The 26,567-nt window shown below is 36.4% G+C and carries 31 protein-coding genes; 7 read left to right on the top strand and 24 right to left on the bottom strand.

Annotated features, from left to right (window positions below; genetic code table 11):
- Positions 1-65: 65 nt before the first annotated feature.
- From RWN13_RS17820 to RWN13_RS17850, 7 genes are all read right to left on the bottom strand, one after another.
- Positions 66-728: a methionine ABC transporter permease gene (locus tag RWN13_RS17820; protein ID WP_314066371.1), complete on the bottom strand. Its 663-nt coding sequence runs from the start codon at positions 726-728 to the stop codon at positions 66-68.
- Positions 728-1,753, bottom strand: a complete 1,026-nt coding sequence (locus RWN13_RS17825) for a methionine ABC transporter ATP-binding protein (RefSeq protein WP_399553698.1) — start codon at positions 1,751-1,753, stop codon at positions 728-730. Before RWN13_RS17825 ends, RWN13_RS17820 begins: the two co-directional genes overlap by 1 nt.
- A 19-nt stretch (positions 1,754-1,772) precedes the next feature.
- Positions 1,773-2,612: a MetQ/NlpA family ABC transporter substrate-binding protein gene (locus RWN13_RS17830; RefSeq protein WP_314066376.1), complete on the bottom strand. Its 840-nt coding sequence runs from the start codon at positions 2,610-2,612 to the stop codon at positions 1,773-1,775.
- A gap of 968 nt (positions 2,613-3,580) precedes the next feature.
- The gene (locus RWN13_RS17835) at positions 3,581-4,207 is read right to left on the bottom strand and encodes a GNAT family N-acetyltransferase (protein ID WP_314066378.1); all 627 of its coding nucleotides are present in this window, start codon (positions 4,205-4,207) and stop codon (positions 3,581-3,583) included.
- Positions 4,208-4,374: 167 nt separating this feature from the next.
- Positions 4,375-4,899, bottom strand: coding sequence for a GNAT family N-acetyltransferase (locus RWN13_RS17840; RefSeq protein ID WP_314066381.1), 525 nt, complete (start codon positions 4,897-4,899; stop codon positions 4,375-4,377).
- A gap of 60 nt (positions 4,900-4,959) precedes the next feature.
- Positions 4,960-5,352 carry a hypothetical protein gene (locus RWN13_RS17845; RefSeq protein ID WP_314066385.1) on the bottom strand — a complete coding sequence of 131 codons (393 nt, stop codon included), beginning with the start codon at positions 5,350-5,352 and terminating at the stop codon, positions 4,960-4,962.
- A gap of 166 nt (positions 5,353-5,518) precedes the next feature.
- A complete protein-coding gene (locus RWN13_RS17850; protein WP_314066388.1) occupies positions 5,519-5,737 on the bottom strand; it encodes a helix-turn-helix transcriptional regulator in 219 nt (72 codons plus the stop codon).
- A gap of 197 nt (positions 5,738-5,934) precedes the next feature.
- Here RWN13_RS17850 and RWN13_RS17855 point away from each other — a divergent pair, with 197 nt between their 5' ends.
- Positions 5,935-6,756 (top strand): isocitrate lyase/phosphoenolpyruvate mutase family protein, encoded by an 822-nt coding sequence (locus RWN13_RS17855; protein ID WP_314066389.1) that lies wholly within the window; start codon positions 5,935-5,937, stop codon positions 6,754-6,756.
- Positions 6,757-6,826: 70 nt separating this feature from the next.
- Here the strand turns inward: RWN13_RS17855 and RWN13_RS17860 are convergent, their stop codons facing one another.
- The 3 genes from RWN13_RS17860 to RWN13_RS17870 form a co-directional block, all read right to left on the bottom strand.
- On the bottom strand, positions 6,827-7,318 hold the full coding sequence (locus tag RWN13_RS17860) for an NUDIX domain-containing protein (RefSeq protein ID WP_314066391.1): 492 nt from the start codon (positions 7,316-7,318) through the stop codon (positions 6,827-6,829).
- A 51-nt stretch (positions 7,319-7,369) separates the two neighbouring features.
- Entirely contained in the window at positions 7,370-7,858 is a 489-nt protein-coding gene (locus RWN13_RS17865) for a prolyl-tRNA synthetase associated domain-containing protein (RefSeq protein ID WP_314066395.1), read from the bottom strand.
- A gap of 176 nt (positions 7,859-8,034) precedes the next feature.
- On the bottom strand, positions 8,035-8,586 hold the full coding sequence (locus RWN13_RS17870; RefSeq protein WP_314066398.1) for a flavoprotein: 552 nt from the start codon (positions 8,584-8,586) through the stop codon (positions 8,035-8,037).
- 238 nt (positions 8,587-8,824) lie between these two features.
- Between RWN13_RS17870 and RWN13_RS17875 the strand changes: the two genes are divergently transcribed.
- Positions 8,825-9,652, top strand: a complete 828-nt coding sequence (locus RWN13_RS17875; RefSeq protein WP_314066400.1) for a GNAT family N-acetyltransferase — start codon at positions 8,825-8,827, stop codon at positions 9,650-9,652.
- A 109-nt stretch (positions 9,653-9,761) separates the two neighbouring features.
- Here the strand turns inward: RWN13_RS17875 and RWN13_RS17880 are convergent, their stop codons facing one another.
- From RWN13_RS17880 to RWN13_RS17915, 8 genes are all read right to left on the bottom strand, one after another.
- On the bottom strand, positions 9,762-9,869 hold the full coding sequence (locus RWN13_RS17880) for a putative metal homeostasis protein (RefSeq protein ID WP_314066402.1): 108 nt from the start codon (positions 9,867-9,869) through the stop codon (positions 9,762-9,764).
- Between the two features lie 32 nt (positions 9,870-9,901).
- A complete protein-coding gene (rpsN, locus tag RWN13_RS17885) occupies positions 9,902-10,171 on the bottom strand; it encodes a 30S ribosomal protein S14 (protein ID WP_314066403.1) in 270 nt (89 codons plus the stop codon).
- Between the two features lie 619 nt (positions 10,172-10,790).
- Complete coding sequence (locus tag RWN13_RS17890) at positions 10,791-12,020, bottom strand: hypothetical protein (RefSeq protein ID WP_314066406.1); 1,230 nt, start codon at positions 12,018-12,020, stop codon at positions 10,791-10,793.
- The gene (locus RWN13_RS17895; protein ID WP_314066409.1) at positions 11,989-13,230 is read right to left on the bottom strand and encodes a hypothetical protein; all 1,242 of its coding nucleotides are present in this window, start codon (positions 13,228-13,230) and stop codon (positions 11,989-11,991) included. The genes RWN13_RS17890 and RWN13_RS17895 overlap by 32 nt, the downstream gene beginning before the upstream one ends.
- A gap of 9 nt (positions 13,231-13,239) precedes the next feature.
- Entirely contained in the window at positions 13,240-14,469 is a 1,230-nt protein-coding gene (locus RWN13_RS17900) for a glycosyltransferase family 4 protein (protein WP_314066411.1), read from the bottom strand.
- On the bottom strand, positions 14,470-15,588 hold the full coding sequence (locus RWN13_RS17905; protein ID WP_314066413.1) for a glycosyltransferase: 1,119 nt from the start codon (positions 15,586-15,588) through the stop codon (positions 14,470-14,472).
- Between the two features lie 56 nt (positions 15,589-15,644).
- Positions 15,645-16,316, bottom strand: a complete 672-nt coding sequence (locus tag RWN13_RS17910; RefSeq protein WP_314066415.1) for a Wzz/FepE/Etk N-terminal domain-containing protein — start codon at positions 16,314-16,316, stop codon at positions 15,645-15,647.
- A gap of 65 nt (positions 16,317-16,381) precedes the next feature.
- Positions 16,382-16,960: a sugar transferase gene (locus RWN13_RS17915; protein WP_314066452.1), complete on the bottom strand. Its 579-nt coding sequence runs from the start codon at positions 16,958-16,960 to the stop codon at positions 16,382-16,384.
- 606 nt (positions 16,961-17,566) lie between these two features.
- Here RWN13_RS17915 and RWN13_RS17920 point away from each other — a divergent pair.
- The 4 genes from RWN13_RS17920 to RWN13_RS17935 all read left to right on the top strand — a co-directional run bounded on the left by RWN13_RS17920 (position 17,567) and on the right by RWN13_RS17935 (position 20,427).
- Entirely contained in the window at positions 17,567-18,331 is a 765-nt protein-coding gene (locus RWN13_RS17920; RefSeq protein ID WP_314066417.1) for a LytTR family DNA-binding domain-containing protein, read from the top strand.
- Between the two features lie 84 nt (positions 18,332-18,415).
- Positions 18,416-19,024: an accessory gene regulator B family protein gene (locus RWN13_RS17925; protein WP_314066418.1), complete on the top strand. Its 609-nt coding sequence runs from the start codon at positions 18,416-18,418 to the stop codon at positions 19,022-19,024.
- The gene (locus RWN13_RS17930; RefSeq protein ID WP_314066420.1) at positions 18,996-19,145 is read left to right on the top strand and encodes a hypothetical protein; all 150 of its coding nucleotides are present in this window, start codon (positions 18,996-18,998) and stop codon (positions 19,143-19,145) included. The genes RWN13_RS17925 and RWN13_RS17930 overlap by 29 nt, the downstream gene beginning before the upstream one ends.
- 4 nt (positions 19,146-19,149) lie before the next feature.
- The gene (locus RWN13_RS17935) at positions 19,150-20,427 is read left to right on the top strand and encodes a GHKL domain-containing protein (RefSeq protein ID WP_314066422.1); all 1,278 of its coding nucleotides are present in this window, start codon (positions 19,150-19,152) and stop codon (positions 20,425-20,427) included.
- Positions 20,428-20,495: 68 nt separating this feature from the next.
- Here RWN13_RS17935 and RWN13_RS17940 read toward each other — a convergent pair whose 3' ends face one another.
- The gene (locus RWN13_RS17940; protein ID WP_314066426.1) at positions 20,496-21,473 is read right to left on the bottom strand and encodes a Gfo/Idh/MocA family oxidoreductase; all 978 of its coding nucleotides are present in this window, start codon (positions 21,471-21,473) and stop codon (positions 20,496-20,498) included.
- 125 nt (positions 21,474-21,598) lie between these two features.
- Complete coding sequence (locus tag RWN13_RS17945) at positions 21,599-22,618, bottom strand: Gfo/Idh/MocA family oxidoreductase (RefSeq protein ID WP_314066428.1); 1,020 nt, start codon at positions 22,616-22,618, stop codon at positions 21,599-21,601.
- 191 nt (positions 22,619-22,809) lie between these two features.
- Between RWN13_RS17945 and RWN13_RS17950 the strand changes: the two genes are divergently transcribed.
- A complete protein-coding gene (locus tag RWN13_RS17950) occupies positions 22,810-23,679 on the top strand; it encodes a MurR/RpiR family transcriptional regulator (protein WP_314066430.1) in 870 nt (289 codons plus the stop codon).
- A 44-nt stretch (positions 23,680-23,723) separates the two neighbouring features.
- Here RWN13_RS17950 and RWN13_RS17955 read toward each other — a convergent pair whose 3' ends face one another.
- The 4 genes from RWN13_RS17955 to eno form a co-directional block, all read right to left on the bottom strand.
- Positions 23,724-24,245, bottom strand: a complete 522-nt coding sequence (locus RWN13_RS17955; protein WP_314066434.1) for a permease — start codon at positions 24,243-24,245, stop codon at positions 23,724-23,726.
- Entirely contained in the window at positions 24,242-24,724 is a 483-nt protein-coding gene (locus RWN13_RS17960; RefSeq protein WP_314066438.1) for a hypothetical protein, read from the bottom strand. Before RWN13_RS17960 ends, RWN13_RS17955 begins: the two co-directional genes overlap by 4 nt.
- A 3-nt stretch (positions 24,725-24,727) precedes the next feature.
- On the bottom strand, positions 24,728-25,057 hold the full coding sequence (locus tag RWN13_RS17965) for a PadR family transcriptional regulator (protein ID WP_314066441.1): 330 nt from the start codon (positions 25,055-25,057) through the stop codon (positions 24,728-24,730).
- Between the two features lie 128 nt (positions 25,058-25,185).
- Entirely contained in the window at positions 25,186-26,484 is a 1,299-nt protein-coding gene (eno, locus tag RWN13_RS17970; RefSeq protein ID WP_314066444.1) for a phosphopyruvate hydratase, read from the bottom strand.
- Positions 26,485-26,567: the final 83 nt, after the last annotated feature.

Consider the following 26,567-nt stretch of genomic DNA (forward strand, 5'->3'; position numbering starts at 1 on the left):
TTCTAAAAAGGCTTTCCATCAACAATCCTAGGACCATCAATAGAAAGCTCATCCACTTTCAAATTTTATCTCTTCAAGGCCCTTTTGGCAAAAAAATCGCCAATCCATTGAATCAACTGAACAATAATAACTAACAAGATAATAACTACCACTAAAACGCCGGTTTCATAGCGATAATAACCATACTGAATGGCTAAATCCCCTATTCCACCAGCCCCGATTGTGCCGACCATTGCAGAATAGCCAATCAAACTAATAATCGTTAACACCACGCCTCTAATTAAACTGGGCAGACTTTCTGGTAATATGACTTCTCTAAATATCAGTGACTTACTGGCTCCTGTTGCAATGGCTGCTTCCAATACACCATGATCCACTTCGGCAAAAGCGCCTTCTGCAATTCTAGCAAAAAATGGAATAGCCGCAATTGTTAGGGAAACAGTTCCACCAGCTGGTGTATAAGGATCACCGACGACTAAAGTCGCTAACGGAATCAACACCACCATCAGTATCAGAAACGGTAATGACCGAACAGCATTGACGATAAAACTCATAATCGAATAAAAAATACCTTGTTTCATAAAAAGAGGATGACTTGTATAGTAAAGTAAGAGCCCTAGGGAACCGCCGATTACTAGTGCAATCAAGGTTGCCAGTACCACCATTTGGGTTGTTTGCCACAAAGCTTTAGGTAATTCTTGCTGAATAATCTGCCATGTCTCAGTCATCAAATTCCCCCCTTTCCAAGGAGTGTTAACGTGTCAACTTGATTAGTAATCATCTCGATGGCTCGTTTTATTTCTGCTGGCTCACCATCTACATGAATGATTAACCGACCGATGGCCTTCCCTTGAATATATTCTATTTTACCGTGGGTGATACTTAACAGGACTGGAATCTGTCGTGAGACATTCGCAATTAAGGGTTCTAATGCGTGGTCATCTAAGTAAGTCAGTTCCAACAAGACGCCTGTTGCAAATTTCTGTTCCAGTTCCACGGGAACCACTAAATTCATATGACGCCCCACCAATTTTTGAGTGAAGGCATGTTGTGGTTTGCCAAAGATTTCAAAAGTCTCATTTTCCTCGACAATCTCGCCATTTTCCATGACTGCCACACGATGAAAGAGTCGTTTCGCCACCTCCATCTGATGGGTGATAAAAACAATTGTCAGCTTCAAATCGCGATTGATCTTTTCCAGTAAATTGATGATTTCTTCGGTTGTTTCAACATCCAAAGCGCTAGTGGCCTCATCACATAATAAGATATCTGGGTTGTTAGCCAACGCTCTAGCTATCCCCACACGCTGTTTTTGACCGCCAGACAAATTTGCTGGATAATCGCCAACCTTGTCGCTTAAATCAACTAAATCAAGAAGTTCAGTGACACGATCCTGACGGTTATTTTTAGGATAGTTAGCGGCTTTTAACGCGAAAAGAATGTTATCACCAATGGTTCTATTACTAATAAGATTAAAATGCTGGAAAATCATGCCTATTTTTTTTCGGATATTCCCCAGTGATTGCCCCTTCGCATGAGTAATGTCCTGACCATCAATTAGCACGTGTCCACTTGTGGGAACTTGCAGCAAATTCATCGTCCGCACAACTGTACTTTTCCCCGCACCACTCAGCCCCACAATACCAAAGATTTCCCCTTCTTCAATTTTCAGTGAAACATGGTTTACTGCTGTAATTTGCCGTCTTTTTTGATTGAATTGAACGGAAACATTTTTTAACTCAATTTTAGTCATCATTTCACTCCTCTTGCGATTACTTCCACGATTCAGGTTGATCGAAGTCTTTAAATTCAGATTTGGCAATGGACGCTTTGAAATCTTCGCTTGTCAACACCTCTTCAAAGGCTTTACCTAAATCAGAGTCTTTGTCTTCAGTCCTAACGGCTACAATGTTTTTATATTTTTCTTGCAATTTTTCCAAAGCTAATGCATCCGACGGTTTTAATTCAGCTGCCCAAGAGAAGTTTCCAGGTATTAAAGCAATATCCACATTATCAAGAGAACGAGCTAGTTGAGCTGCGTCTAATGGTTTAAATTCTAACTGATGATCATTTTTATCAATATCATTGACTGTTGCTTTGGTTTCGTCAATGTCTGCCTTAATCGTAATCAAGTCATTGGCCTGGAGTAGCTGTAAAGTTCTAGCTAGGTTAGAAGCATCATTGGCAATTGATACTTTCCCACCATCTGGTAAATCACTTAATGACGTTAATTCCTTCGAATATATTCCCATACCTAAAGTCGGCACTTGACCAACTGCCGTTAAGTCTAAATCGTTATCTCCAGCAAACTTTTCCAAATAAGCTGTATGTTGAAATAAGTTGGCATCGATTTGTTTAGACGCCAGTGCTTTATTCGGTTGAACGTAATCGTTAAATAATTTAGTTGTGACGGTAAATCCTTTTTCTTTCATTAAAGGCCCAATAACATCTGTGACCATGTCTCCATAAGGGCCAGGTGCAACACCAACAACGATTTCCTTTGCTTCATCTGATGTCTTTGACTTAGTTCCCTCTTCTTTTTTACAAGCCGTCAATCCTACCGCCAAAATGCCTACTACAGTAACTAATGTCAGTTTTTTCCAATTTTTCATGATTTATTCCTCCAATTTTTTGTATAAAAATAGCCTTCGCCCATAGTGAATTCACTATAAGGACGAAAGCGTGTCTTAAACGATTCGTGATACCACCTTAATTTGTTAAACTCTCACAAGTTCAACCTCAAACAGTCCATGACTGCTTCGCGTTAACGGGCGCGCCGTAATTAGTTCACAGTTTGCTTACTAATTATGCTCAAAGTCCATCAGTCAGACTACCTTGGCTTTATCTCTTTTCAGCTACCGAGACTCTCTTTAAAACCATCATGTCTAACGTCTTCTTATCAGTGCATTTCATTATTAATCAAATTCTCATTAAATACTAATATATATAATAAAAGAGAGAAAGTCAAGAATTTTCAGAAAATCAAACTAATGGCCAATGTCTATTTAATTTTTTTAACACTCTAGCGAATGATATGGTCATTATTAATAAATTAATCAACTAAGTAAGTGCTTGTGATTGCTTTTGTTTGATACCCCTTATATAATCGAATTAATAGGAAGTGATTGTGATGTTAATTAAGAAAAAAGAGTTTCGGAAACTTATTCGTTCAATGAAGCATCTCGAACACCATTGGGCACAATATAAGAAACGTTTTCCCAATCAGACTTGGGGATTCAGGTACCGAATTAACATTGAATCCTACAGTTACCGTGACAAAAAAAACCTATTCCGCTCAATTGTTGACATACCGTTCACAAATCGAGTGTACCTCTCAAAGAAAAAACACCAACAATTAAAACAATATGTCAAAATAAGCCGACTTTTACGAACAAGCCTAAAAAAGAATAAACCACAAAAGCAGCATCAAGATAAAACATACCAAACACGACCTTAATAAGGCTAGCAATCATTTTTTCAGTAAAGCTACCAAGACTCCCGGGCTGTAAGAGCTTTCTCACAACACGGACATGAAAAAGAACCAGGGTCAACCCTCTTGGGGTCTCACTGGTTTCTATTTTTATTTCTTTTTAATCTCTCGCTTAAAACTAAAATTAGGCAGAACCTGCTCACCAACAGTTATGTTGGTACTTGAAAACTCCTTAAAACCATTTTTTAAATAAAATTGACGATTCGGTTCCGTATTGGTCACTAAAGTCAACAATCCCCCTTCGTTCTCTTCAATATAAGGAATGATACATTCATTGATGATTTTACTACCTAATTGTTTTCCTTGTTGTTGACTGTCGACTGCCAAGGAATCCAAATACCAAGAAGATTCATCCAACAATTGACAAGATTTACCCATCTCTTCATTAACTTTTAAAAAGGTCAGTAAATTCGCTAGACCTAGAAACTTGAGTAAACGCCAACCACCTGAAACAGCGTAGTCAATAAAACCAATTCCTGAGGTATTTTTCTTTTTCAACAATGCGACTGATACCACTTTGCCATCTAATTCGCCAATAAAACAAAGGTGTTTTCTATAATGGACCTTCGTATTCACCTTGTATAATTCAGCCACAAAGGGATAATTGTCACCTTCTTTCGAACTAAATAAGGTCATTAAGGGATAGTCCCTAAAGGATTCTGAAAACAACTTAACCATATTTGGTAGGTCTCTTTTATCCGCCAAATGAAATTTCATCGACATGCCTCCACTCTTTTTACTCGCTATTCTCTAGCCCTTATGTTTGATTTTACCATAAAAACACTTCGTTATTTGACTAACAAACATTCTTTTCTATTCTAAGCTAACCGTGGGATCATTTAACAAAGAGGCTTTCCTAGAAGTTTAGAATCCTTCTCTTTCACCTAACAGTTAATCCAATACCGCCTGGTTAAGTTTCCTTCGTGGGGATCCCATCGCTTATCTTCCATTATTCCCTGATTATTTAAGATAACAGTCGCAGATGCAATATTATCATCCTGGCAAGTGAGTAACAGATTGCTTAATCCTTGATTCTTAGCTTCCAAAAGTGCCAACTTCAGCATCTCAGATCCATACCCCTTGCTTCGTTGGCTAGGTCGAACAGAATAACCGATATGCCCCCCGTAATTAAGTAAATAATCGTTTAGTGTTAATCGCAAGTTTAACATCCCAACCACGATTTCCTCTTGATTAACTGCCACATATTGAATACCAGGGACCCAGCCGTCGCGAATAGACTCCCAATGCTTGTTCCTTTCGATTTGATCGAGCCAGTCCTCAACTTTTGGAATAAAGGCAAGTTGCGACGTACCTTCAATGCCGTTCGGACTAATAGGGAACTCTTTTTTAAACGAGATAATCGTTTTTTTGTGACTGATCGTCGGTTCAACTAATCTAATCCCCAACATAATCCCCTCATTTCTTCTAAATTTCCTTGATAAATCAATGTTTTCTAAAAAAACGACACTTTACAAACTATAGTTAATAAAACCCTTATTCATATACGCGAACAGAGCCTTGCCTTCAAGAATTGCCTGTATCAAATTAGCCTTATCTTCTACTAATACACCTTTCTTTTCAAAATAAGAGACTGCTTGTGGAAGATAACTAACAAAGTCCCTTGATAGTGGCAAGTCAACCTTCTCACCATCCACCCCTAAGCGAATACACAGATAATCAGGATTACTATCAAAAGGACTTAACCGTTGTCTCTTATGGCAAACTAAGTCAATCTGCTCAATTTCATTGTATAGAACTTGTTTTCCATCCAGCTGTTTTCCAAAAAGCACTTCAATGACTATCAGCAATTTCTTGGTAGGTGCATCAGAATAACTATAGATTTTTAAACCTGGCGTATCCATAGCCCAATAAGCCTTTACCCCAACCGGAAAACTATCACTATCCCTAAAATAAAAATGACACCAAACAACCACCAAGGTTCATAGCCAAAATCGGTTAAAAACAAACTTAGAAACAACCAAAGTAGCACTATCCAAACTATTTTCTTGCTGCTTAGCGGTTTCCCAACTATAAAGGGTTTCCAAAAAAAAGACTCCCTCTAATTAATTCATCCAAAGACAGATTATACAACTCACTTAATTGGATTAAGTTATCACTACTCGAAACGTTAACCCCCTGTTCCCACTTAGATATCGATTGATGGGTGACAAATAATTTTTCGGCTAATTGTTCCTGAGTACAATGATGTTTGGTTCGATACGTTTTTAACAGTTCACTAATTTTCATCTGGCTGATCTCCTTCCAACTGATACCTAAGATATACCACAACATTCAGAAAAAGACTTGCACTTATTAGGTGCAGAACTGACCACACTAGTCGAATTAAAGGTTGATTCTTATTGTCTCAGTAATATTGTGATAGCCATCTCCATACTCTCATGTTACCATTAAATAAATAATATGCCTTAAGAAAAGGAGTTCATATGATAGCTAACCAATCGCAACGAGCCCAACAATTTATTGATTTGCATCATCAATCGCTATTCGTTTTACCCAATATTTGGAATGGTGGCAGTGCTAAAGTGTTTGAAAAAAACGGCTTTCCAGCTCTGGCCACGACCAGTGCCGGCATTGCCTATGCTCTAGGTTATGATGATGGGGAAGAGTTACCCTTCGACAGTTTGCTCTGGGTTGTGAAGCAAATAACCTCGCGAATTGAACTACCATTATCAGTGGACTTTGAAAGAGGGTATAACGAATCCCCAAAAGAAGTCAAAGATAACGCTAGGCAGTTACTTCAAGCCGGCGCAGTTGGCTTGAATATAGAGGACGGTTTAGCCAATAGAACAATTGATCCTCCTCACCTCATTAAAGAAAAACTGCAAGCAATCCACTCACTAAAAAGTGAATTAAACATTAATTTTGTGATCAATGCCCGAACTGATATTTATTGGCATAACCTCGAAGATGATCAAAAAAAGCTTAAAATAGCTATCGAACGAGGCAATCAATTCGCCGAATGGGGAGCGGATTGCGTATTTATTCCAGGACAGTTGTCTTACGATACGATTGCAACATTAGTAAAAGAAATTCCCCTTCCGCTCAATGTCATCTTGTCTGATACCAGCGATGACTATCAGCGTTTGAATGAGATAGGTGTCAAACGTTTGAGCACTGGTTCATCAATAGCAAGGCAGGTCTTAACCAATCTAATAAAATTGGCAAATAAAACACAATCCAATCAATTCGACTCTCTTCTACATCATAATTTGTCCTACAAGGAGGCTAATGATTATTTTTTGTAATCTCTTTTCTTTAGCTGACACTCAATAGACTCCGAAAAAATACCTGTCTTTTTTCGGAATAACACAGCTTCTAACTTGTCAGATATTCGTTCAATCTCTTGCATACTTCCCAATCAAAGGGCGTTAACACGCCCTGTTTATAGAGCTTGCTGATTGACTCGAAGGAATAATACATCACATCCACTACTTCGTCTTCTTGCAATATCAAGAGGTTGAGGTTCACATTAGCATGGATGATAAAAACATCTATCAGTAAGTTTAAATTATCGTACCGGATTGTCGCCTCAATTTCCATGGCTTCGTCAATCCAGTAACCAATCTCCTCATGAATTTCACGTTTGGCTGCCTCATGGCTTGATTCATCAGTTTCAACAGCACCTCCTGGTAATTCCCACATCAATCCCATTTGTTTGGTTTGATGTCTTTTAGTCAGCAAATACTCCCCTTCTTTATTAATAAAGGCCACACTGGCTGCCAGTTGATACTCATCCTGAGCTAACTTATCGCCTCTCGTAAAATATCTGCCTGTTTTTTCTTTGGACTTCGTATAAATATCGAGCATATTCCCTCCAATTTTCTAACTACGCTGAGGTCTTCATTTAGACATCTATTCTTATAAAGCTAATACACTAACTATATTACCTTGGGCTTTGACAAAATGTTCCACATCTTCCAATGATAAAAAGATTGTGGCTGTGTTGTCATTGGGGTGAAAACCAATGGCAGAGGCCTCTTTCAAGGTTTTATCGATGTAGACTTTTACATTGTTATCGCTGTCATTAACAACGCCAAAAGGAGTGACAGCCCCTTTTTTCAAACCAAGGTACTTAAACAATCGATCTTCCGATGCAAAAGACAATTGGGAAGAATCAATTGTCTTTCGTATCTCTTTTAAATTAACTTGCTTATCTCCAGGTAAGGACAAAAGAAAATGATTTTTACCACGAGCATCTCGAATAAAGAGATTTTTTGCGATAACTTCGCCTTCATTTAAGTGAATATCTGCCATGTCTTCAAGGGTGTAAACGGCTTGGTGTGTTTCCTCACGATAAGTAATTCCCATTTCATTCAATTTGGCTAAAATACTTGCTTTATTGGTCATTATTGCCTCCTTCTAAGCTTTATTATTTAATAAACCTCCCATTAAACGTTTAGTTTAAATACAACTATTAATGCCTCAATACTTTGGTAAAATTCTCATATTAATTAATTATGTTTTTCTAAAGGTGACGCAATCTTCCCCCTAGCTACAATTAATTACAATACGTTACTCGCTCTCTAGAAAGTCAGATCCGTTAATCGACTAATTACTTTTTCTACAATATCGTCCACAGCGGCTAGAGCTCCGATGCCTACATCTCCACAAGCCAGTTTTTGAGAAACTGGTTTGATTTCTTCGTAACCATAGCTAATTAATTTCTTTAGATTTTCTTGAACAACCAATTGCTGATACATCTTGGTATTCATTGCTGGCGCAATCAACTTTGGAACATCTGGTGGCACAGCTAGGCAAACCGTCGACAACATCTCATCCCCAATGCCGTGAGCTAATTTTCCTATGATATTTGCTGTTGCTGGCGCTATTAAAACCAGATCACAACTTTGAGCTAAATCAATGTGATTGATTTTCCCCGCAATAGGTTCTGCCATGACATCAAGGTGGACCGGTTGTTCGGATTGAATTTGCATGGTTAACGGTGTGATAAAGTGAGTACTGCTTTCCGTCATCACCACGTGAACTTCAATCCCACGCTTCTTTAAACCACTAGCAATACTAGCCGCTTTAAAGGCTGCTATGCTACCAGTAACACCTAATAAAACACATTTCATTTGTCCACTTCCTTTCATTAGTCAAATTACTCTTTTCACAATACCAACTAAGTGAGAGTCTTTGATTTATTCATTTTACCACTTTCCACTTCAAATTAGTATTGAAAGATACTTCATTTATCTAACGCCTGCTTTTGGAACTATAGCTATTCCATCTGGCAAGGTTAACGATGGCCCCTATCAATTGCTGCGGAGTTTATGTTAAAATAAAGCCACTAAAGAACTAGAGGTGAACCTTATGAAATATTCAATCATTCAACAAATAAAAGTCTTGACTGATCAGCAGCGATTGCTCATTCGTCAACTAGCTAAGGAACAACAAGAAAAGAACCACTTACAATTTAAACTGGATCCTAATGTTATTGAAGCCACTCAGGAAGGGAACATTTCACACTTCTTATTGATGGACGGTAACCAACTACAAGCCTATATGCTAACAAATTTTTACAATACAACTGAACTTGAAGTTACAATGATTGCTGTGACTCCCAATCAATTTAAGGAATTCCTTCAATTAGCCATCACTGAAGCTCAGGCTCACCAGCTAATACACTTGCTTTTAGCTATTGACCCGATGGATCATTCAACAGTAGTACTAGCTAAGGATAGTGGCTTGACTTTTGATGCTGCTGAATATCGTTTAGTCTTCAATGGAAAAATACCAATTTCCAAGCAGTTAGAACTTAACATGAGGCCAGCTGTCCATGCTGACAAACAACTGATTGACGAAATGGATACGGAAGCATTTGGAGAACATGGTAATCTATCGCTCAGTGATTTACTGCTTTTCCAACTTGCAGAAGTCAACGGGCAAGTTATCGGTAAAGTAAGGTTGGAAGAAACCCGAGATACTGTTGGTATTTTTGCTTTTGTCGTGATTCCTAGCCAGCGTGGCAAAGGATACGGCACCGAAATTCTTACTCGTGTCATTCAAGAGAAGCAGCAAGCACGTATCGATTATATCTACTTAGAAGTCTCTCTAGATAATCCATCGGCTTTGAAATTATACGAAGCGTGCGGATTCGAAAAAGAAGCTACCTTTGATTATTATCAACTTCAAATATAAGAGTTTAAGCTAAGAGAAACGCTACTACTTAACTAGTGAGCGTTTCTTTTATTTCCTACATGCTCTGGTCAACTGCTAGCTAGACTTCGGGCGCTGTTCCCTATTTCTGCTATTTTTTCCGCTTAGATTCTTTAATAATTTTTAATGCTCGCTTTCGTGTTTTGATATTAGGACTTTTTAAACGGCGATAGGCACTTGAGATGTCTGTTTTTTCCATATTTTCACTCCTTGTTTATTATTTTTAAATTCTTACCAACTAGCCTTTCGAACTCCTGGTAGGTACCCCTGATGAACTAATTCACGAAAATTAATCCGTGATAAACCAAATTTACTCATATAACCTCGAGGGCGACCATCAATTCTATCCCGTTCTCTTAAACGATTTGGGTGTGAGTCTTTAGGTAATTTCGCTAGTGCTTGATAGTCCCCACTTTCTTTTAACTTTTGGCGCAAGCTAGCATATTGAGCTACCATTGCCCTTTGGCGTTGGTCTCTTGCTAATTTTGATTTTTTTGCCAACTTAATCCCTCCTTTAATATGTAAAACGTAATAATTACGTTTTACAAAAGATAATATATCATCTTTTTTTATTTTTAGCAAGAGGGAAACAAAAAAGAATAGTACCTTACCAAAACTCTTTACCTAAAATACCTGTAAAATTCACTTCTAAGCTTGCTTCTGTTGTGTCATCAAAGGTTGCTGGTTACGCCACATGCCTTATTAAGAAAGGTTAATGAGAGCCATCTGATAAACAAGTACGGTATAAATAATAGTAAGTATACTTTAATCAGTCTGCTAAAAACTTACTTTCCAACATAAAGATACATTCGTGACCTAAATCAATTAATAATAAATTCATTTTTCCCGATTTCTCCCCTGTCAGATTTTATAAGATTCGTTGAAAGAGCTTTTCAATCTAAAGAGCCTTGATGTATCAACCTTCAACAAGATTTCACCATAACAAAATATGGGTTTATCTTGTCAGGCGTAGCCTGACATCACTGCTTTTTAGCTAATCGCAGAATAACAACTTCCCCACTTTAAAACAGGCTCTGAAAGATGGCTATCACGAGATCTTTTACCAACAAAAAAAGACGCTCGGTATACAAGACCAAGCATCCTTCCATGAACCCTATATTTATAAATAATCTGTCTTAGGAACTGCAACAAAGGTAGCGAAAAATAACAGCAAATACCTGACCAGACTGGAAATTCCATAAGCAAAAATGAAGCCTGTGAATTGCCAGTTTAAGATAAACAGAACCGAAATGGTGACATAGAGAGTACAATAGACTACTTGAATAATCATCTGCAAGTTCATAGTAAAATAGAATAAATAGAACGTGTTTAATAAACTAGAAACCGACAAGAGTAATGTGCCAAAAACGACCACAGCAATTAGTAAATCAATGTTTTCAGATAATAAGAAGTACTTATTATATAGATAATACATAGCAAACTTGCTAATGAAAAACAATGGGAAACTTAAAAGAACCGACCCTATAAAACCTGCCATTTGCAGCTTAACAATCGTGCTTTTTGAATACATTTTTTTACTGGCAACAATTTGAGAAAGTAGCACATGGCCTAAAGGTGTCGTGATAAAATTAAGTATTTTTGAAACAGAGCTTGCAGCAAAAAAGATTGCCGTCGATATTGGCCCAAGTAAGGGCAATAAAAGAAATCGATCTAGATTGTTAATTAACGATCCTAGCAAGGTTGAGCAAAATACAGGAATATATTCCTTGATAATCCTCGCGTAATTTTGATTTACCACTCTTTTTTCCTTAAGTATAGACGTAAATTGAAACAAATACCCCAAATAAAGCAATTCTCCCAATAAAAAAATAACTACCCAGGAAACGAAATTAAATGAAAATAATAAAGCTCCTAATAAATAACCTAAACACGTGCAAAGATTAGCCATAAAATCTTTATTAAATTGCAAGTTTAATCTAAAAATCGCATTTGAATAATTACGATAACTTGCTAACCCAGTTGTCAGGACATAGATAATAATATCGATTTTAGATAAGTTATGTCCATAAAAAATGAATAAGGGCAAGGCCATTAAGACTGTGAGCCCAGTGGTCGTCATAGCTAATTGGACAAAGTTTTCCCCTTTATAATTTTTTTCCACAATTCTTAGTGTCCCTAGGCTCCCACCGAATGATAAAAATAGCACCGTATTAATACTGTACAAAGCTGAAATTTCACCAAAACTTGTCGGATTCACGCTTCTTCCGATTAAAGGCATGATAAGCAATTGTAATGAAGCCAGTAAAAAGAAATTCGACAGCGTGCTGTATATCATATTAGTCAAAGGCCGAACATGTTTAGAAATTTTTGAAGTGAGAGTCATAAACATCTTTTTCCTCCTGATTATCTCTAGCTTTCTGTTGGAATTTAAGGGCAATTTCGTAAACCATAAAATAATTCATGATACACGGTAGATAAAAGAAACTCATATCGATTAAAAAAGCGATAAATATTCCGATTAGGGCATAAGAAACAATTCTCGTTTTTTTTTCTTTGTAAAGGCCAATGATTGGATACATTAAAACAGCCAAAAAAGATAATTGAGCAATTACGCCCTTCATTGCCAAAAACCTCAACATACCATCAAGTTGAAATAAGTCATTTGCCACTCCTATGAATAAAAATCTAAGGACTCTATAGGGCGATAGCACAGAGATTTGCTCACCAATGACCTTCCATTGTGCAAATCGGTCCGAAGAAGGATTTTGAATCGTTTGAGTGATTACCCTGTCGTAAAAAGTTGTTAGAGCCTCCTGTCCAAAGAAGTTAAAATAGGCACTGACCGCAATAATCCCCCCTCCAAAAACTATCCAAACTATTTTCCGCTGTTCCTTTTCATACTGTTTATATAAATCCAGACCGATCATAATAAATAACGGAATCATGGGAAATAAAATACTTCTTGATCCACAAAGAAACACCCCTATGAGACAAGCTAGGATACCGCCATACTTCAAGCAGCGAGTCCCAATCCTTTCTGGCTGCCAAATGAGTAGTAGCGTTAAGGACGACACTAAAAACAAGCCACTGCTATTACCATTTTGATAGGTAGAAGGCATTTTATGGGACAAATTTTCAGCTGTCGCATAACCAATTGGCTTAGTCGTTAGATCTTGCCCTAAGGTATACGTTACACCAGCAACTGCTGTCTTAGTGATTCCCATAGTTTTTTGAACAATCATATATCCTCCCACAATGATGGCACTGACACAAGTGATGGTCATGGATTTATGGAGTGATAAACGACTGATAGGCACAGAGGCTAAAGGGCTTAATATGACCACCATTGTCATGGCGATATCAAGGGAAGTGGACTGTTGCTCGGCTATATTAATGAGTAAGCTCGCGGTCGAAAAAAAGAAAAACAGATAGTACCCTATTAAAAAGCCCCCCCAATTATTGAGAAAGGCTGGCAAATGTTTTAAATTGGCTAGCATGACAACGCCAAAGAGGATCATGTTTAATGTCAAAGGCAAGCCACCAACTTGAATACCAGCTTTTGGAAATGCCATTGTAATAAATTCAAATATACCGTTCATAAGTCCCCCCTATTCAAGAATTTTGATGAACTCTTTATACATGGTTGTTGTAGAAAAAGTATCTGCTAAGCTTAAGCCTGCCTTTTGTAAAAGTTCTCTTTGAGATGAATCAGTGTATAAAAGTCTCATAGTCTCCGCTAATTCACTTAAGAAATCAGGACTGTCTTTATCCAAAATTACCGCACTTCCTGCCGGAATGTATTCTGGGATTCCACCAGAATTAGTCGTAATTAAGGCTTTCCCAATAGATAAGGCCTCAATCATTGTTAGCCCTGCTGGTTCATCCCAAATAGAAGGCAACACACAAACATCTGCAATTTCATAATACATCCCTAGAAGATTATTAGGAATGAACCCCACCATGATCACACGATCCTTCAATTTGGTCGCCAAGTCATCTATTGCCAGATGATACTGACTTTTAATAGTGGTCATAAAAAAAGTACTACCCACCACAATAAACTTGGCATTAGCTAAATCGGCTTTCTCAAAGGCAAGCAACGCTTCCAACAGCCCCTTTTCAGCTGCAATTCTCCCTGAAAACATAAAAACAATATCTGAATCTAAAATACTATATTGTTTGCGTAGCTTATTTTTTTCTAAAGTTGTCAGCCTTGCCGTAAATCGTGCCTGATTGATGCCATTTTTTAAGACAACAAATTGCTCGGTTTTCATTTCTGGAAATTTTTGTTCCATGGTTGAATTAATATATTGGCTCACTCCTATGATTTTTTTTGCGTTTCGAATGTCCTCACCATAGCCAAAATCATTGGTTACTTCGTTATGCATGTGGAAATAATACTTACCACAATACTTTTGCCTGTTTTTCTTCGCTTTAAGTATCCCAAATAAGGTTGCACTATTCTCAATAATCACTCGGTCAAACTCATGACTCGCGAGAAATAGTCCCACTTTTTTTATGTAACTTAGTCGTTGGAAAATATAACGATAAGAAGTTGGATTAGCCCTTTTGAATACATTTCGACTAAACCAGTAAACCATTTTGTCCACTCCTTTTATTAAGCTTAAGGTCTTAACAAAATGTATTGAGCTCTGGTTGTACTTTTTTGAAGCAATCTCAGCTTCTGCATCGAATGAACTGAACACTGTCACAGCAAGCTCTTGTTCCGTTTCATTTTCATTTATCAGATAATCCATCAGCGTCTCCACCCCACCCCCGTTAACTGCTGGTATGGGCAAATAGCCTGAAGTTATGATGGCTACTTTTAGTTTACTCACTTACCTATCTCCGTTCTCATAAAATTGCAAATAATAATTAGCTAATTGGCTGGCTTCTTCAGATATTTCGTAACCATTTTTGATAATGACCTCTCTTTGTTCCTTTCGTTCATAATGTCTATTTTCTTTGATCATTTCAACCCAATTTTCAAGTGGTTCTATTAAATCCAATGACTGGTATTGACTGGTTAATTCAACATCTTTAGGAAGTTGTGATGATCCTAAAACAAATAAACCCGACACTTGCGCTTCAATCGCAGTCATTCCCAAGCCTTCATAGTGGGAAGGAAATAAAAACATATCCATAGCTTGAAAATAATCTTCCACTTTGTTCGTATAGGGGATAAATGAAACTTTTCCTGTTAAATTAAGATCATTGACCAACTGAACTAATTCATCCTTTAACTGACCTTCACCAATGATTAGTAACTTAGCCTCTGGTATCTCAAGGATCACTCTTGCAAATACTTGAATAACAAATGCTTGGTTTTTCTGCCAGACCATACGGCCAATATTTCCAATCACAAAGTCACTTGCAGAATAGCCTAATTTATCTCGGTACTCCTTTCGAATCGCTGAGTTAAAAAGAAATCGCTCCGTTTCAATCGCATTTTTCAAGATAAATAATTGGTTATTTGCAATGACTTTACCAAATAACCATTGCCCAGCATATTTCGTAGGACTGATAAAATCAGTTGGATAAATTGTGGATAATGGTTTTAAACAGGATTTAATCACATTACTAACGTGCTCCCCTGAAGCAGAAGTACTGTGATTGTGGGCAATACGCACAGGGACACCACATTTTTTGGCGATTCTTAATGGAAAAACACTGAGTGAATTCAAGTGAGAGTGGACTATTTCATAATCATTTTGCTTTAGTAAAACCTTCAATTGTTTGGAGTAACTAAACAGATGCTGGTATGGCGGTAGACGAAATACTCTGCCTCCTAATGAAATGATTTCCTTTTCAGGAACAATCGTTGAATCTTCGTCAATAAAAAAATCAAACTGAACTTTTTGTCGATTAATGTATCGATAATAATTCAATACAACTGATTCAACCCCCCCACCAACCATCTTTCCCATAATCATTGCAACACGAATTGTTTCCTTCATAGCTTATTTCACCTTCAACGTTTATTTGTTAGTAAAATTCAACAACGATAAAAAGACTAATCGAGCATTTTTAATATACGATAGTTATAACGAAGAGTATTCATACTTTTATTTATTTCATTCTCTTTCCATTTATAGTGAATAACAACCATACCTATTGATATCATAAAACCCAATATTAACCCAATTAGTATATTTAATGCGTTGTTTGGAAAAAATGGAATATTATTTTGTTTTGCCTCTGATGTGAGGATAATTTCGTTAGAATTGATCATCTCTCGGACTGTCTCCTGAAAAACCCTTGTAATTATTCTAGCGATTTGTTCAGCTATCTTGGGATCAGTGTATGTGGCTTTAATATTTAACAACATCGAGTTTTCATCTTGAGTGATGCTGAGAGACTCTAAAAGTTCCTTGGTAGTTACTTTTGTCTTTGTTTCACTTTGTAAATTTTCAAGTGTTTTACTCAAAACTAAATCACCTAAAATTAAGGATTTATAGGTATCCACCATTTGCAAATTAACATTAACATCTTCGATTTGGACACTTGACTCAGTCTTTTCCGGCAAAGCGATTAGCACTTGCGTTCTCGAAGAATATTTGGGTGCCAACAGATAAAACGTAACAGCACCTGCAATTATCCCTCCCAAAAGAGTTAAACTTAAAACAAAGATGATGTACCTCCTCACTAGCAACATAATTTTATCAAATCCCTGACTTTTCTGCATTCCCTACCAACCTCACAATTAATAAAATTTGCCCCCTAATATAATGCTCCGTTTTATGATCGTTATTAATAGGCATTATTGGGGAAAAGAACAACTTTGACTGTTTTAACTAAAATCAACAGGTCTTTTTTTAACGATAAATTGTTAATATACAATAGATCCAATTCCAACATCCCGCGAAAACTCGTGGAATTTCGCAAACTAACTTGCCACAACCCAGTAATCCCCGGTTTAATTTCCAATCGTTTAAAATCATCTCCCTTGTATTCAAGAACTTCCCACTCTAACGGTGGTCGCGGACCAACTAATGACATATCTCCTTTTATCACATTAATGAATTGGGGAAACTCATCCAGACTAAATTTCCGTAAATACTTGCCAATTTTAGTAATTCTAGGGTCTTCTTTCATTTTAAACATCGGCCCACTAATCTCATTTTCTCTTTTGATTTCTGCTAATTGTGCCTCTGCATTGGTGCACATCGAACGAAATTTATACATTCTAAAGGGCCTACCTTTCTTTCCAATCCTAATTTGAGAATAGAGAATACGCCCTCTTGGATCATCTAATTTGATTAGTAGAGCAATTATTAGAAAAAGCGGTAAAAAAAGAATTAATGCACAGAAAGATAAGACTATATCCATAATTCGTTTAAAAATAAAATAAAACGTTTTGATATTTCTCGTGTCTGTCAATACGATATAATCGCTATTTTTAGTTGAAATTTTAAGCCCTCCTAATAATTAAAGATTGTTTTATAAACTGAAACACAAAACTGAATAACTATAAAACATCTTTCTGCTACGTATTTTATTAATAGAGATTTTAGATGAACAGATTATTGGTAATCGTTTAATACAACACTGAACAATCAAGTCGCATCACCCTAAAATAAACAGACGTTTAAAATACACTTTAACTTAAAAATAAATATAAGTGTATAATGAACTCGCATTTGGACGTCAAAACAGCATATTTGGTCATTTTTTCATAATAACAATTAGCCACATCTTTTTTATAAACCGTATATTAATTAAACAAGAACTGTTCAACAATAGGCAGTTATGTTATAGTTTTCATATAACTATTATAAATTTGAGGGCGACTGCCTTAAGTGGTCTCTAATGAAGGTAGTTGAAAACTGTCAGAAAATCTAGCTAAAGAGTATGCGTTAATCCTCCTTCATTTTTTCAGGAGTGACTAAGACTCAACTACTATATAATTAGAATATACTAAGGAGAGGAATTATCATGGGGATTTTTATCCTTGAAGATAACTTTGAACAAAAAGAATTTTTACACCGAGTCATTAATAAAATCGTCACTAAAAACCACATTAGTCATTCGACGATTGTTAGCACAACAAGTGTCAGCCGGCTTTTAGAAGCGATCCAATTTAATGGTGAATACAATATTTTTTTCTTGGATTTAAATATAAAAAATGACAATATGGCTGGTCTTGAAGTGGCCAAACAGATACGAAAAGTAGATGACAACTCTGATATCGTTATCGTTAGCTCACATCCAAATCTTGCTCTTACCTCTTATCAATACATGATATCAGTCCTATCTTTTATCGATAAATCGTCTGATATCGATTCTTTTATTAAACAAATTGAGCGCTGTTTACTTAAATACAAGGAGACCCTTCAAAAAAGTCATCAACAGACCGATTGGTTTTTTTACGAAAGTAAATTTACAGATATTAGAGTGCCTTTTAATGAAATAAGATACGTAACCACATTAGATGGCCATCGAATTCAAATCAAAACAACCAGTCGAGATTTTCAATTTTATGGAATACTCGCGGATATTGAAAACAATGATCAGCGATTAATACGCTGCCATCAATCTTATATTGTCAATCTCACCACTATTAGTGAAATCGACAAAAGTAATAATATTATTTGTTTAGATGGCGGCTTTGAGATTCCTATTTCTAGACGAATGAAAAAAAAAGTGACAGAACAGTGGCGCAACTTTCTTTTGAAAAAAGATACCGAACAAGATGATTAAACGACCGAATAAGAAACTAGCCTTTACCTTGTGACATTGTTAACTATATAATAAGCGTTAGTAAGTTTGAGAGTAGGTGTTCAGATGTACGTTTGGCTAAGTACAAAAATAGCTAAAAACTTGTTTGATATTGATCAATCTGATCAATCGGAGCAAGCTCAGTGGACAAGATATTTTGTCGAAGTTATTTTACTAAATATCTTAAAAACGTTTCTAGTTTTGTTAGTTGGCTTTTTGTTTAATGTCATACATCTGACAATTATCTGTCAGTTTGTCTTCTTTTGTTTAAGACGCTATGCGTTAGGCTGGCACGCGAAATCAAATTTTCTCTGTAGCGTTCAATGTATTGTCTTGTTTGTGGGTATTCCCCTACTCATGGAGAGTTATATGTCGGTTTTTCCCCCCATTTTATGGTTACTGATTTATCTTGGGATGTTCCTTATTTTCATCCTATTTGCTCCTCAAAAAACAGACAATTCATTGGATAGCCCTTTAACAGATAAACAACGAAAAGGACGACTTGTCGCAACTTTGATATTGTTTACAGTCCTTTCGCTGTTTATTGATTTAATCTGGTTACGAATTAGTATTTTTGCGGGCACTCTGGCTTCTGCCATTATGATTTTACCGCTTTTTAAACCTATAATTGAAGGAGATGTATTTTATGAATCGTATCAAAAGTTTTTTAAGTAAGAAAATGAATCGTTGGGTTGACGCACAATTAGGGGTAACCAAATCTGATGCCTTTACTTTTAGATGTCCATGGCCCTATCTGATTTATGAGCCAAAAAAACCAAAGCATGCTAAAGACTAATTAAATGATTGAAACGATTCTTGCTTCAGCCTTACATATTTACACTTCTTTATATTTATGCCTCATATTATCAGAAAGAAAAAAGCGTCTGTTTCCGATGATCTTTTTTTCTTTCTCTGTTACGTTTTTAGTCATGCTTATCACTTTAACCAAGTTAATTTTTTTATCTAACTTGATTATTATTTTAGGATTATACTTGTATGTCTTTAAAGCTACAGAGTATATTGGCGTCAATAAACGGCTCTTTTATTCCGTTATTTCTGTACTGATTGTCTCATTTATTAGCTATATAATTTACAGTGTCCTATTTTATATTCCAGGCTCTTTTCCGTTTCATCTATTAGCCATTTTAATTACTTTTTTTATTATCTTTTTTTCAACAACGGTGTTAACCGTTGTCAACTACCTGAAAGCATTTAGCTACTCTTCATTATTGAGTTTGATTGGGGCGGCCATTTTTCTATTTGTTTCTTTTCGCAATGAAATCAGCCCTTCTTTAAAAGTAGAGACCGTTACAAACAAACTAACGCTATCACTGGCCTTTTTTTTCGTCTTATTATCGATTACCATCATTTCCTTAGGGTTACTATTTGAGAAAAATCGAGAAAATAAAAAAAATCAAGATGCCTTGATTGACTACACTGCTGAACTAGAAGCAATGCATGATGATCTTGAGTTATTTAAACATGATTATTTAAATATTTTATTATCTTTAGGAGAAAGTATTTACGAAAGGGACATTGATAAAATTGAGCAAGTCTACAATGAAACGATCCGCCCTACAGAAAAAATCATCTGCCATTACAATTCTAATGCCGCTAAAATGAATCTCATTAAAGTTACTGAAATTAAAAGCTTATTTATCTCCAAAATTTTCCAGGCTGAAAGAAGCAATATTTCGATAGTTGTTGAAATTGCTAATCCTGTTATAGACGTCATCATCGATAAGATAGATTTTATCAGGATTTGTTCCATCGTCCTTGATAATTCCATCGAAGCAGCTGGAAAAAGCAGTAAAAAGAGCATGTATGTTTGTCTTTTACAAAATAAAGCCGAGTTATTTTTTTTGGTGTCTAATTCATATGAGGACAACGTGTTAAAAACAGAACATCTGTTTAATAAGAATTACACCACAAAAAAAGACTATCAAAAAGAACACGGTTTGGGGCTATATTCGTTGAACAGGATAATTGAAAGGCATCCAACAATTACCCTTTCTACTGACATTCAAAACAGTTTCTTTCAACAATCTATTACAATTAAACAACTGCACCACCATTGACAAACGGAAAAAAAAACCACTGATGGATTGTTATCAACTAATCCAACAGTGGTTTTTTTTGGCACTTATTAGCCTAAGCTAATTCCGGCATGATCAAGGGCCTGCTCAATAACCTCCATCACCAACTGACTGTGAGTCAGGCGATCTTCAACCATGGCCATATCTCGCTCATCAATGATTCTCTCAAACTCTTTAAATTCTTCAAACATTCGGTGAGAATGAACTTTCACATCAATCGCTTGTGTTCCTTCACCATTCAATTGCTTCTCAATGCTGTCTAAAACGTTGGTAGCGCCGTTAACCACGATAGCCCCTTCGTTTCCTTGTATAGTTGAACGAATGGCTGAGGTAGAATCTTTGGCACCTATACAGACAACCTTAGTTTCTGGATAACTCATCACAACAATGCCTGACGTATCAATCCCTCTTTCAACATTCGCCACATACTCGACTTTCTGTGGTTTTCCTAATAGGCCAACTACAAAGTGAATATTATAGATATTGATGTCCATTAAGGCACCACCCCCCATTCTGGGATTAAATGCTGGTAAAATCGTTCCCTCTTTAAATGCGTCATACCTTGAAGAATACTGCGAATAATTACATTCAATAATTTTTATGTCACCTAATTCTGCTAACCCAGCTTTGATTTCTCGATAATTAGCCAAGTACTGATTTGTAATTGCCTCAACTAGCACTAGCTTATTGGCTAGTGCGATTTCCTTTAATTCCATAAATTGTTCAACTGTCAGGGTGAAGGGTTTCTCACAGATGACATTTTTTTTGTGTGCTAACGCTTTTTTGGCATACTCATAGTGTAAGTGATTCGGCAAGGCCACATAAACAGTATCAATATCGCTTTCTGACAGGCAAGTATCGAAATCAGTAAAGCTTTTTTCAATGTGATGGCTTTGTTGGAGCTGAGTTAACTTTTCTCGGCTGCGTTCAGTGCCTACGATTGCCTTTAATTCAATTGCTGGAAGTTGCTGCACCATAGATAAAAAGTCGTGTACGATCATTCCCGAACCTAAAATAGCTAATTTCATATTGTTGTCCTCCATAAATTCCGGTGTCCACTATCACTTCGCTTTGCTTCGACCTCATCAATCTCTAACGGCTAATCCTCAAGAAATGAAGGGCTAAATGCTAAGGCTCTAAGGGAGTGTATTCCTTATTCCGTAATATATTGACTGCCAGCTTCTAATATTTCCAATTGACGAATTGTTTCTTCATCTTTGACTAGTTTATCTTTGCCATTAATAATTGATTCATATAAGCCTTCATATACGCGACTATAATCACCCACTTCAGATGTGACTTTTTCTTCGTGGTATTTGCCAGCCTCATCAATATAGGTCAACACGCCGTAATGTTCCGGTAAATCAAGACCGAAATCCTCATGATCAGGCATATAAAACATTTTCAAATGCTCTTCTTGACGGTCTTTAGTTTGCTTAACAAAACAACCTTTTTTCCCATACACAACAAAACTTGGGCGTTCTTTTAAACGAAAATAACTTGATTTTACTGAGACTTTCATTGTGCCATAATAAAAATCTAAGTCAAAATAATCATTCATTCGCCCCTTTCCAAGTAGTTGCCGTACATCGTAATGTATATCATCTGGATCACCAAAGTAGGACAATACTTGGTCAATAGTGTGACAACCATGACCATATAAGTAACTATTAACTTGCGAATAGCTGGTCACACTTTCAGGTACTTCTGGCCGGAAATAGTCGTAGTGCATCTCCACTTCGAGTATTTCTCCCAAAACACCGCTTTCGATAACCTTTTGAACGGTTAAAAAATCGGAATCAAAGCGCCGATTTTGATAACATTGAATCAGCAACCCCTTTTCCTTTGCAATAGCAAAAAGCTCTTTCGCTTCTGCTGAGGTTTCAGTAAATGGTTTTTCAACCAACACATTTTTACCATGTTCTAATATAAGTTTGCCGTAATGATAATGCAGGTGACTCGGCGTTGCTACAACGACTAATTGAATTTCAGGATCCATAAAAATATCATCCATATTAGTTGTATAATTAACCCCTTCAAGCTTCTCCCAAAGATGTTTGTCTGTTCGGGAATAAATTGTTTTAACCTTTATTTTATCAGCTAATTTGGTTGAAAATGGTAAATGGTAGCGATTTGTACTTTTTCCATTGGCAATGTATGCAATTGTTAACATGTTTGTTCCTCCAATTAATATGTCTTAGCTTTATTATAAGTCTCTTTCAACTTTCAACAAGGGATTCATCTGAGATTGGTAGTGCCTTTCACTCAAGCAATAAAAGCATCTAAAATAATAAACATAATGTTCAGGATATTGGTAAATCACTTTAAAATCAGTTAAACTTAAGAACATAGGAGGCGATCACTTTGTTATTAGTCTTGGAACAATTAAAAGAACAACAAAACTTTACCCAAACAGAAAAACGAATCGCAGATTATATTTTACAGGACCTTTCAAAAATTCCTGTCATCTATATTGAAGACCTGGCAAAAGTAACCTATACCTCTCATTCGGCTATTATTCGCCTTTGTAAGAAAATTGGATTTAACGGTTTTCGTGATTTTAAAATTGCTATCTCAACCATCGTTCATAGCCAACTCCACGCTCCAGGTCAGGTCGATGCCAATTTTCCTTTTGAAGAAAATGACTCGCCCATGGTCATTGCCAAAAAAATGGCGGATTTAACCGTCGCTACCGTCAAAAAAACCTTGGTTCAATTGGACGATGATTTGTTAAACGAAATCGTTGAAACACTCTCTCAAGCCGAACGAGTTTTTCTTTTTGCTCGTGGAGATTCTCAAATTAGGGCACGCAGTTTTCAAAATAAATTGGTCAAAATCAATCAATTTTATATTTTAGCTGAAGATTACTCGGACGGCTATTGGAATGCTGCCAATTTAACACAGAAAGACTGTGCTTTATTCATTTCATACAGTGGGATAGTGCCTCAGTATGAACGAATTTTACAACATTTTTATAATGAGAAAATTCCAACTATTTTGTTGACAGGTAGCAATCAATCCAACCTAGCAAAGTATGCCTCAACGACCTTAGTCACGATTCAAGAGGAATACGATTTCGCTAAAATTGGCACCTTCTCATCTCAAGTTGCATTTGAGTATATTTTAGACACACTCTTTTCAATTCTCTATGCAAAGGAATATCGACAAAATTTACTAAATCTTAAAGAAAAACAACAATTATTGCAAAGTGGCCTTTTATCCGATTCTCAATAAGACAATCAAAAAAACCAACAAAGATAGTATCTTTGTTGGTTTTTTTAATTAATTTCTAAACTAGATTCTAATTCACTTTGATCAAAAAAGCGCTCAAACAGAAGGCCTATACCATAATAGAAGCTCAAAGCAAAAGCAATATGAATCAAGGTGAATTGACTGCCGAAGGACGAAAATTCATACACCAAAACTGGTAGTTTAACTGATGACCAGGCCCCTAAAAAGAAAATGACATACCTTAGACTTGCTCCTTTTTTTATTAAAATAGTCCCAATAGGAAACGCCATGTATAGAGGTCCGGCCGCCACCGCTGCCATTAAGAAAGTAATCAATAAACCTGATAGCCCCGCTTCTTTCCCCATATATTTAACGAGAACGTCACCAGGGATCCACTGATCAAGCAAACCCACTAAGATAAAGATAGGTGGTAAAAGTAGCAACATGTCCAGCAAGCTGTTTCCTGTTAGTTTGACCGCTTTTTCTGCTACTGGGGGATTAGCTACTGACAAAAATAAAAGTCCTATGACCAACACCATAAATAAACGATATTTTTTTATCCATTTCATCCCATCACAACCTTTACTAATAATCCAAACAGTAAACACATTAAAATGGCCGATAAATTGCGATAAATAGCAAATTTCAATCCAAATGTCTTTCTCTCCAAAGGAAAAGTAGTTAAGCCAACTGCCATCAAACTAGACATCAAAACGGCTACTTGAGGCAAGTTAGCACCATTTTCCAGTAATGACTTTCCTAATGGAAACACAATGAAACTTGGAACAATCGAAATTGACCCGATAGCCGTAGCTAAAAATATTCCTGCTATGCCTGAACTTTCGCCAATCAGAGCACCGATTAGCTTTGGTGTGAAAACCGCCAGCACTAATCCGACAAATAACATAATAGCTAGCATATCCGGTAAAGTGTTAATAAACATCTTTAAGGCTTTCTTTAAGGCTTTTCCCGTTTTCTCTCGACTCTTAACATAAGAAAAAAATAATAATACAACACTAGTACTGTATAAAATAACACCACTAACCATTGGCTATTCCTCAATTTCTTCGAATTTACTTAGAAAAAAATGAAAATTCTCTATTTTATTTTCAATTCTAATTTTTAGCTGCTCAAGTAATTCTTTTCCAGCTATGGTTATCTGATACATTTTTACAGGCTTCCCATCAACTAAAGCTTCATAGTAAGAATTGATTGATCCTTCTCCTTCTAGTTTTTTAAGGGTTCGATAGACGATAGCACTGTCAATTGAATTGAAAGGGATCTCTTCTTCGCACCGCTTAACTAACTGACCGCCATAACTGTCTGACTCCGCCAAAAACAATAATAAATAAGCATCTGTTTGTCTTCCTTGTCTATTCATTTATTTTTCACTCCTTTACTGTTATAAACAGTGTACTGCTTATAACAGTAAAAAGCAATAAATTGATTCGACAAAAAACTCAACCCTAACATTTACGTTAGGATTGAGTCAATGATCTTACTTAGAAACTATTTGTTTTTTAAGTTGTAGAAAGCTTGTAAACCTTTGTATTGAGCAACGTCACCTAATTGGTCTTCGATGCGTAATAATTGGTTGTATTTGGCAACACGGTCCGTACGTGACAATGAACCAGTTTTGATTTGGCCAGCGTTAGTTGCAACAGAGATGTCAGCAATCGTTGCATCTTCTGTTTCACCAGAACGGTGAGAAATAACAGCTGTATAACCAGCTTGTTTAGCCATTTCAATCGCTTCAAATGTTTCAGTTAAAGTACCGATTTGGTTAACTTTGATTAGGATTGAGTTAGCAATGCCTTTTTCAATACCTTCAGCTAATTTAGTTGTGTTTGTAACAAATAAATCATCACCAACTAATTGTACTTTATCGCCCATGATTTCAGTCATTTTCTTGAAGCCATCCCAGTCATTTTCGTCTAGGCCATCTTCAATTGAGATAAGTGGGTATTTAGCTACTAAGTCAGCATAGATTTGAATCATTTCTTCAGTTGTTTTTTCGCCTTCGCCTGAATCAGCTAGAACATAAACACCTTTTTCTTTATCGTAAAATTCTGAAGCAGCTGCATCCATCGCAAGAACAACGTCTGTTCCAGGTTTGTAACCAGCTTTTTCAATAGCTTCCATGATTACTTCAAATCCTTCTTCGTTTGAACCTAAGTTAGGAGCAAATCCACCTTCGTCACCGACAGCAGTTGAAAGACCTTTAGCTTTTAAGATTGAAGCCAAGGCGTGGAATACTTCAGCACCCATACGTAGAGCTTCTTTGAATGTTGGCGCGCCAACAGGCATGATCATAAATTCTTGGAAATCAATGCTGTTATCAGCATGTGATCCACCATTGATGATATTCATCATTGGAGTTGGTAATACTTTCGTGTTAAATCCACCTAAGTAGTGGTATAGTGGCATTTCTAAGAAATCAGCTGCAGCGCGAGCAATTGCAATAGACACACCTAGAATAGCGTTAGCTCCTAATTTAGCTTTGTTTGGAGTACCGTCTAATTCGATCATTAGTTTGTCGATATCCATTTGATCACGAACATCAAATCCGATGATAGCTTCAGCGATAACGTTGTTAACATTGTCAACTGCTTTAGAAACACCTTTACCTAAGTAACGGTCTTTGTCGCCATCGCGTAATTCAACAGCTTCGTATTCACCAGTTGAAGCGCCTGAAGGTACCATTCCACGACCAAAAGCACCGCTTTCTGTGTATACTTCTACTTCGATTGTTGGGTTGCCACGTGAGTCTAAGACTTCGCGTGCATAAACGTCTGTAATAATTGACATGTTATAAATCTCTCCATTTCATATTTGTTTTTTTTATTCTAAGGTATTTCTACCGTAGTATCTTATTTTTTGATTCCTTAGGG

Source organism: uncultured Vagococcus sp. (genome assembly GCF_963518325.1).
Taxonomy (GTDB): Bacteria; Bacillota; Bacilli; order Lactobacillales; family Vagococcaceae; genus Vagococcus_D.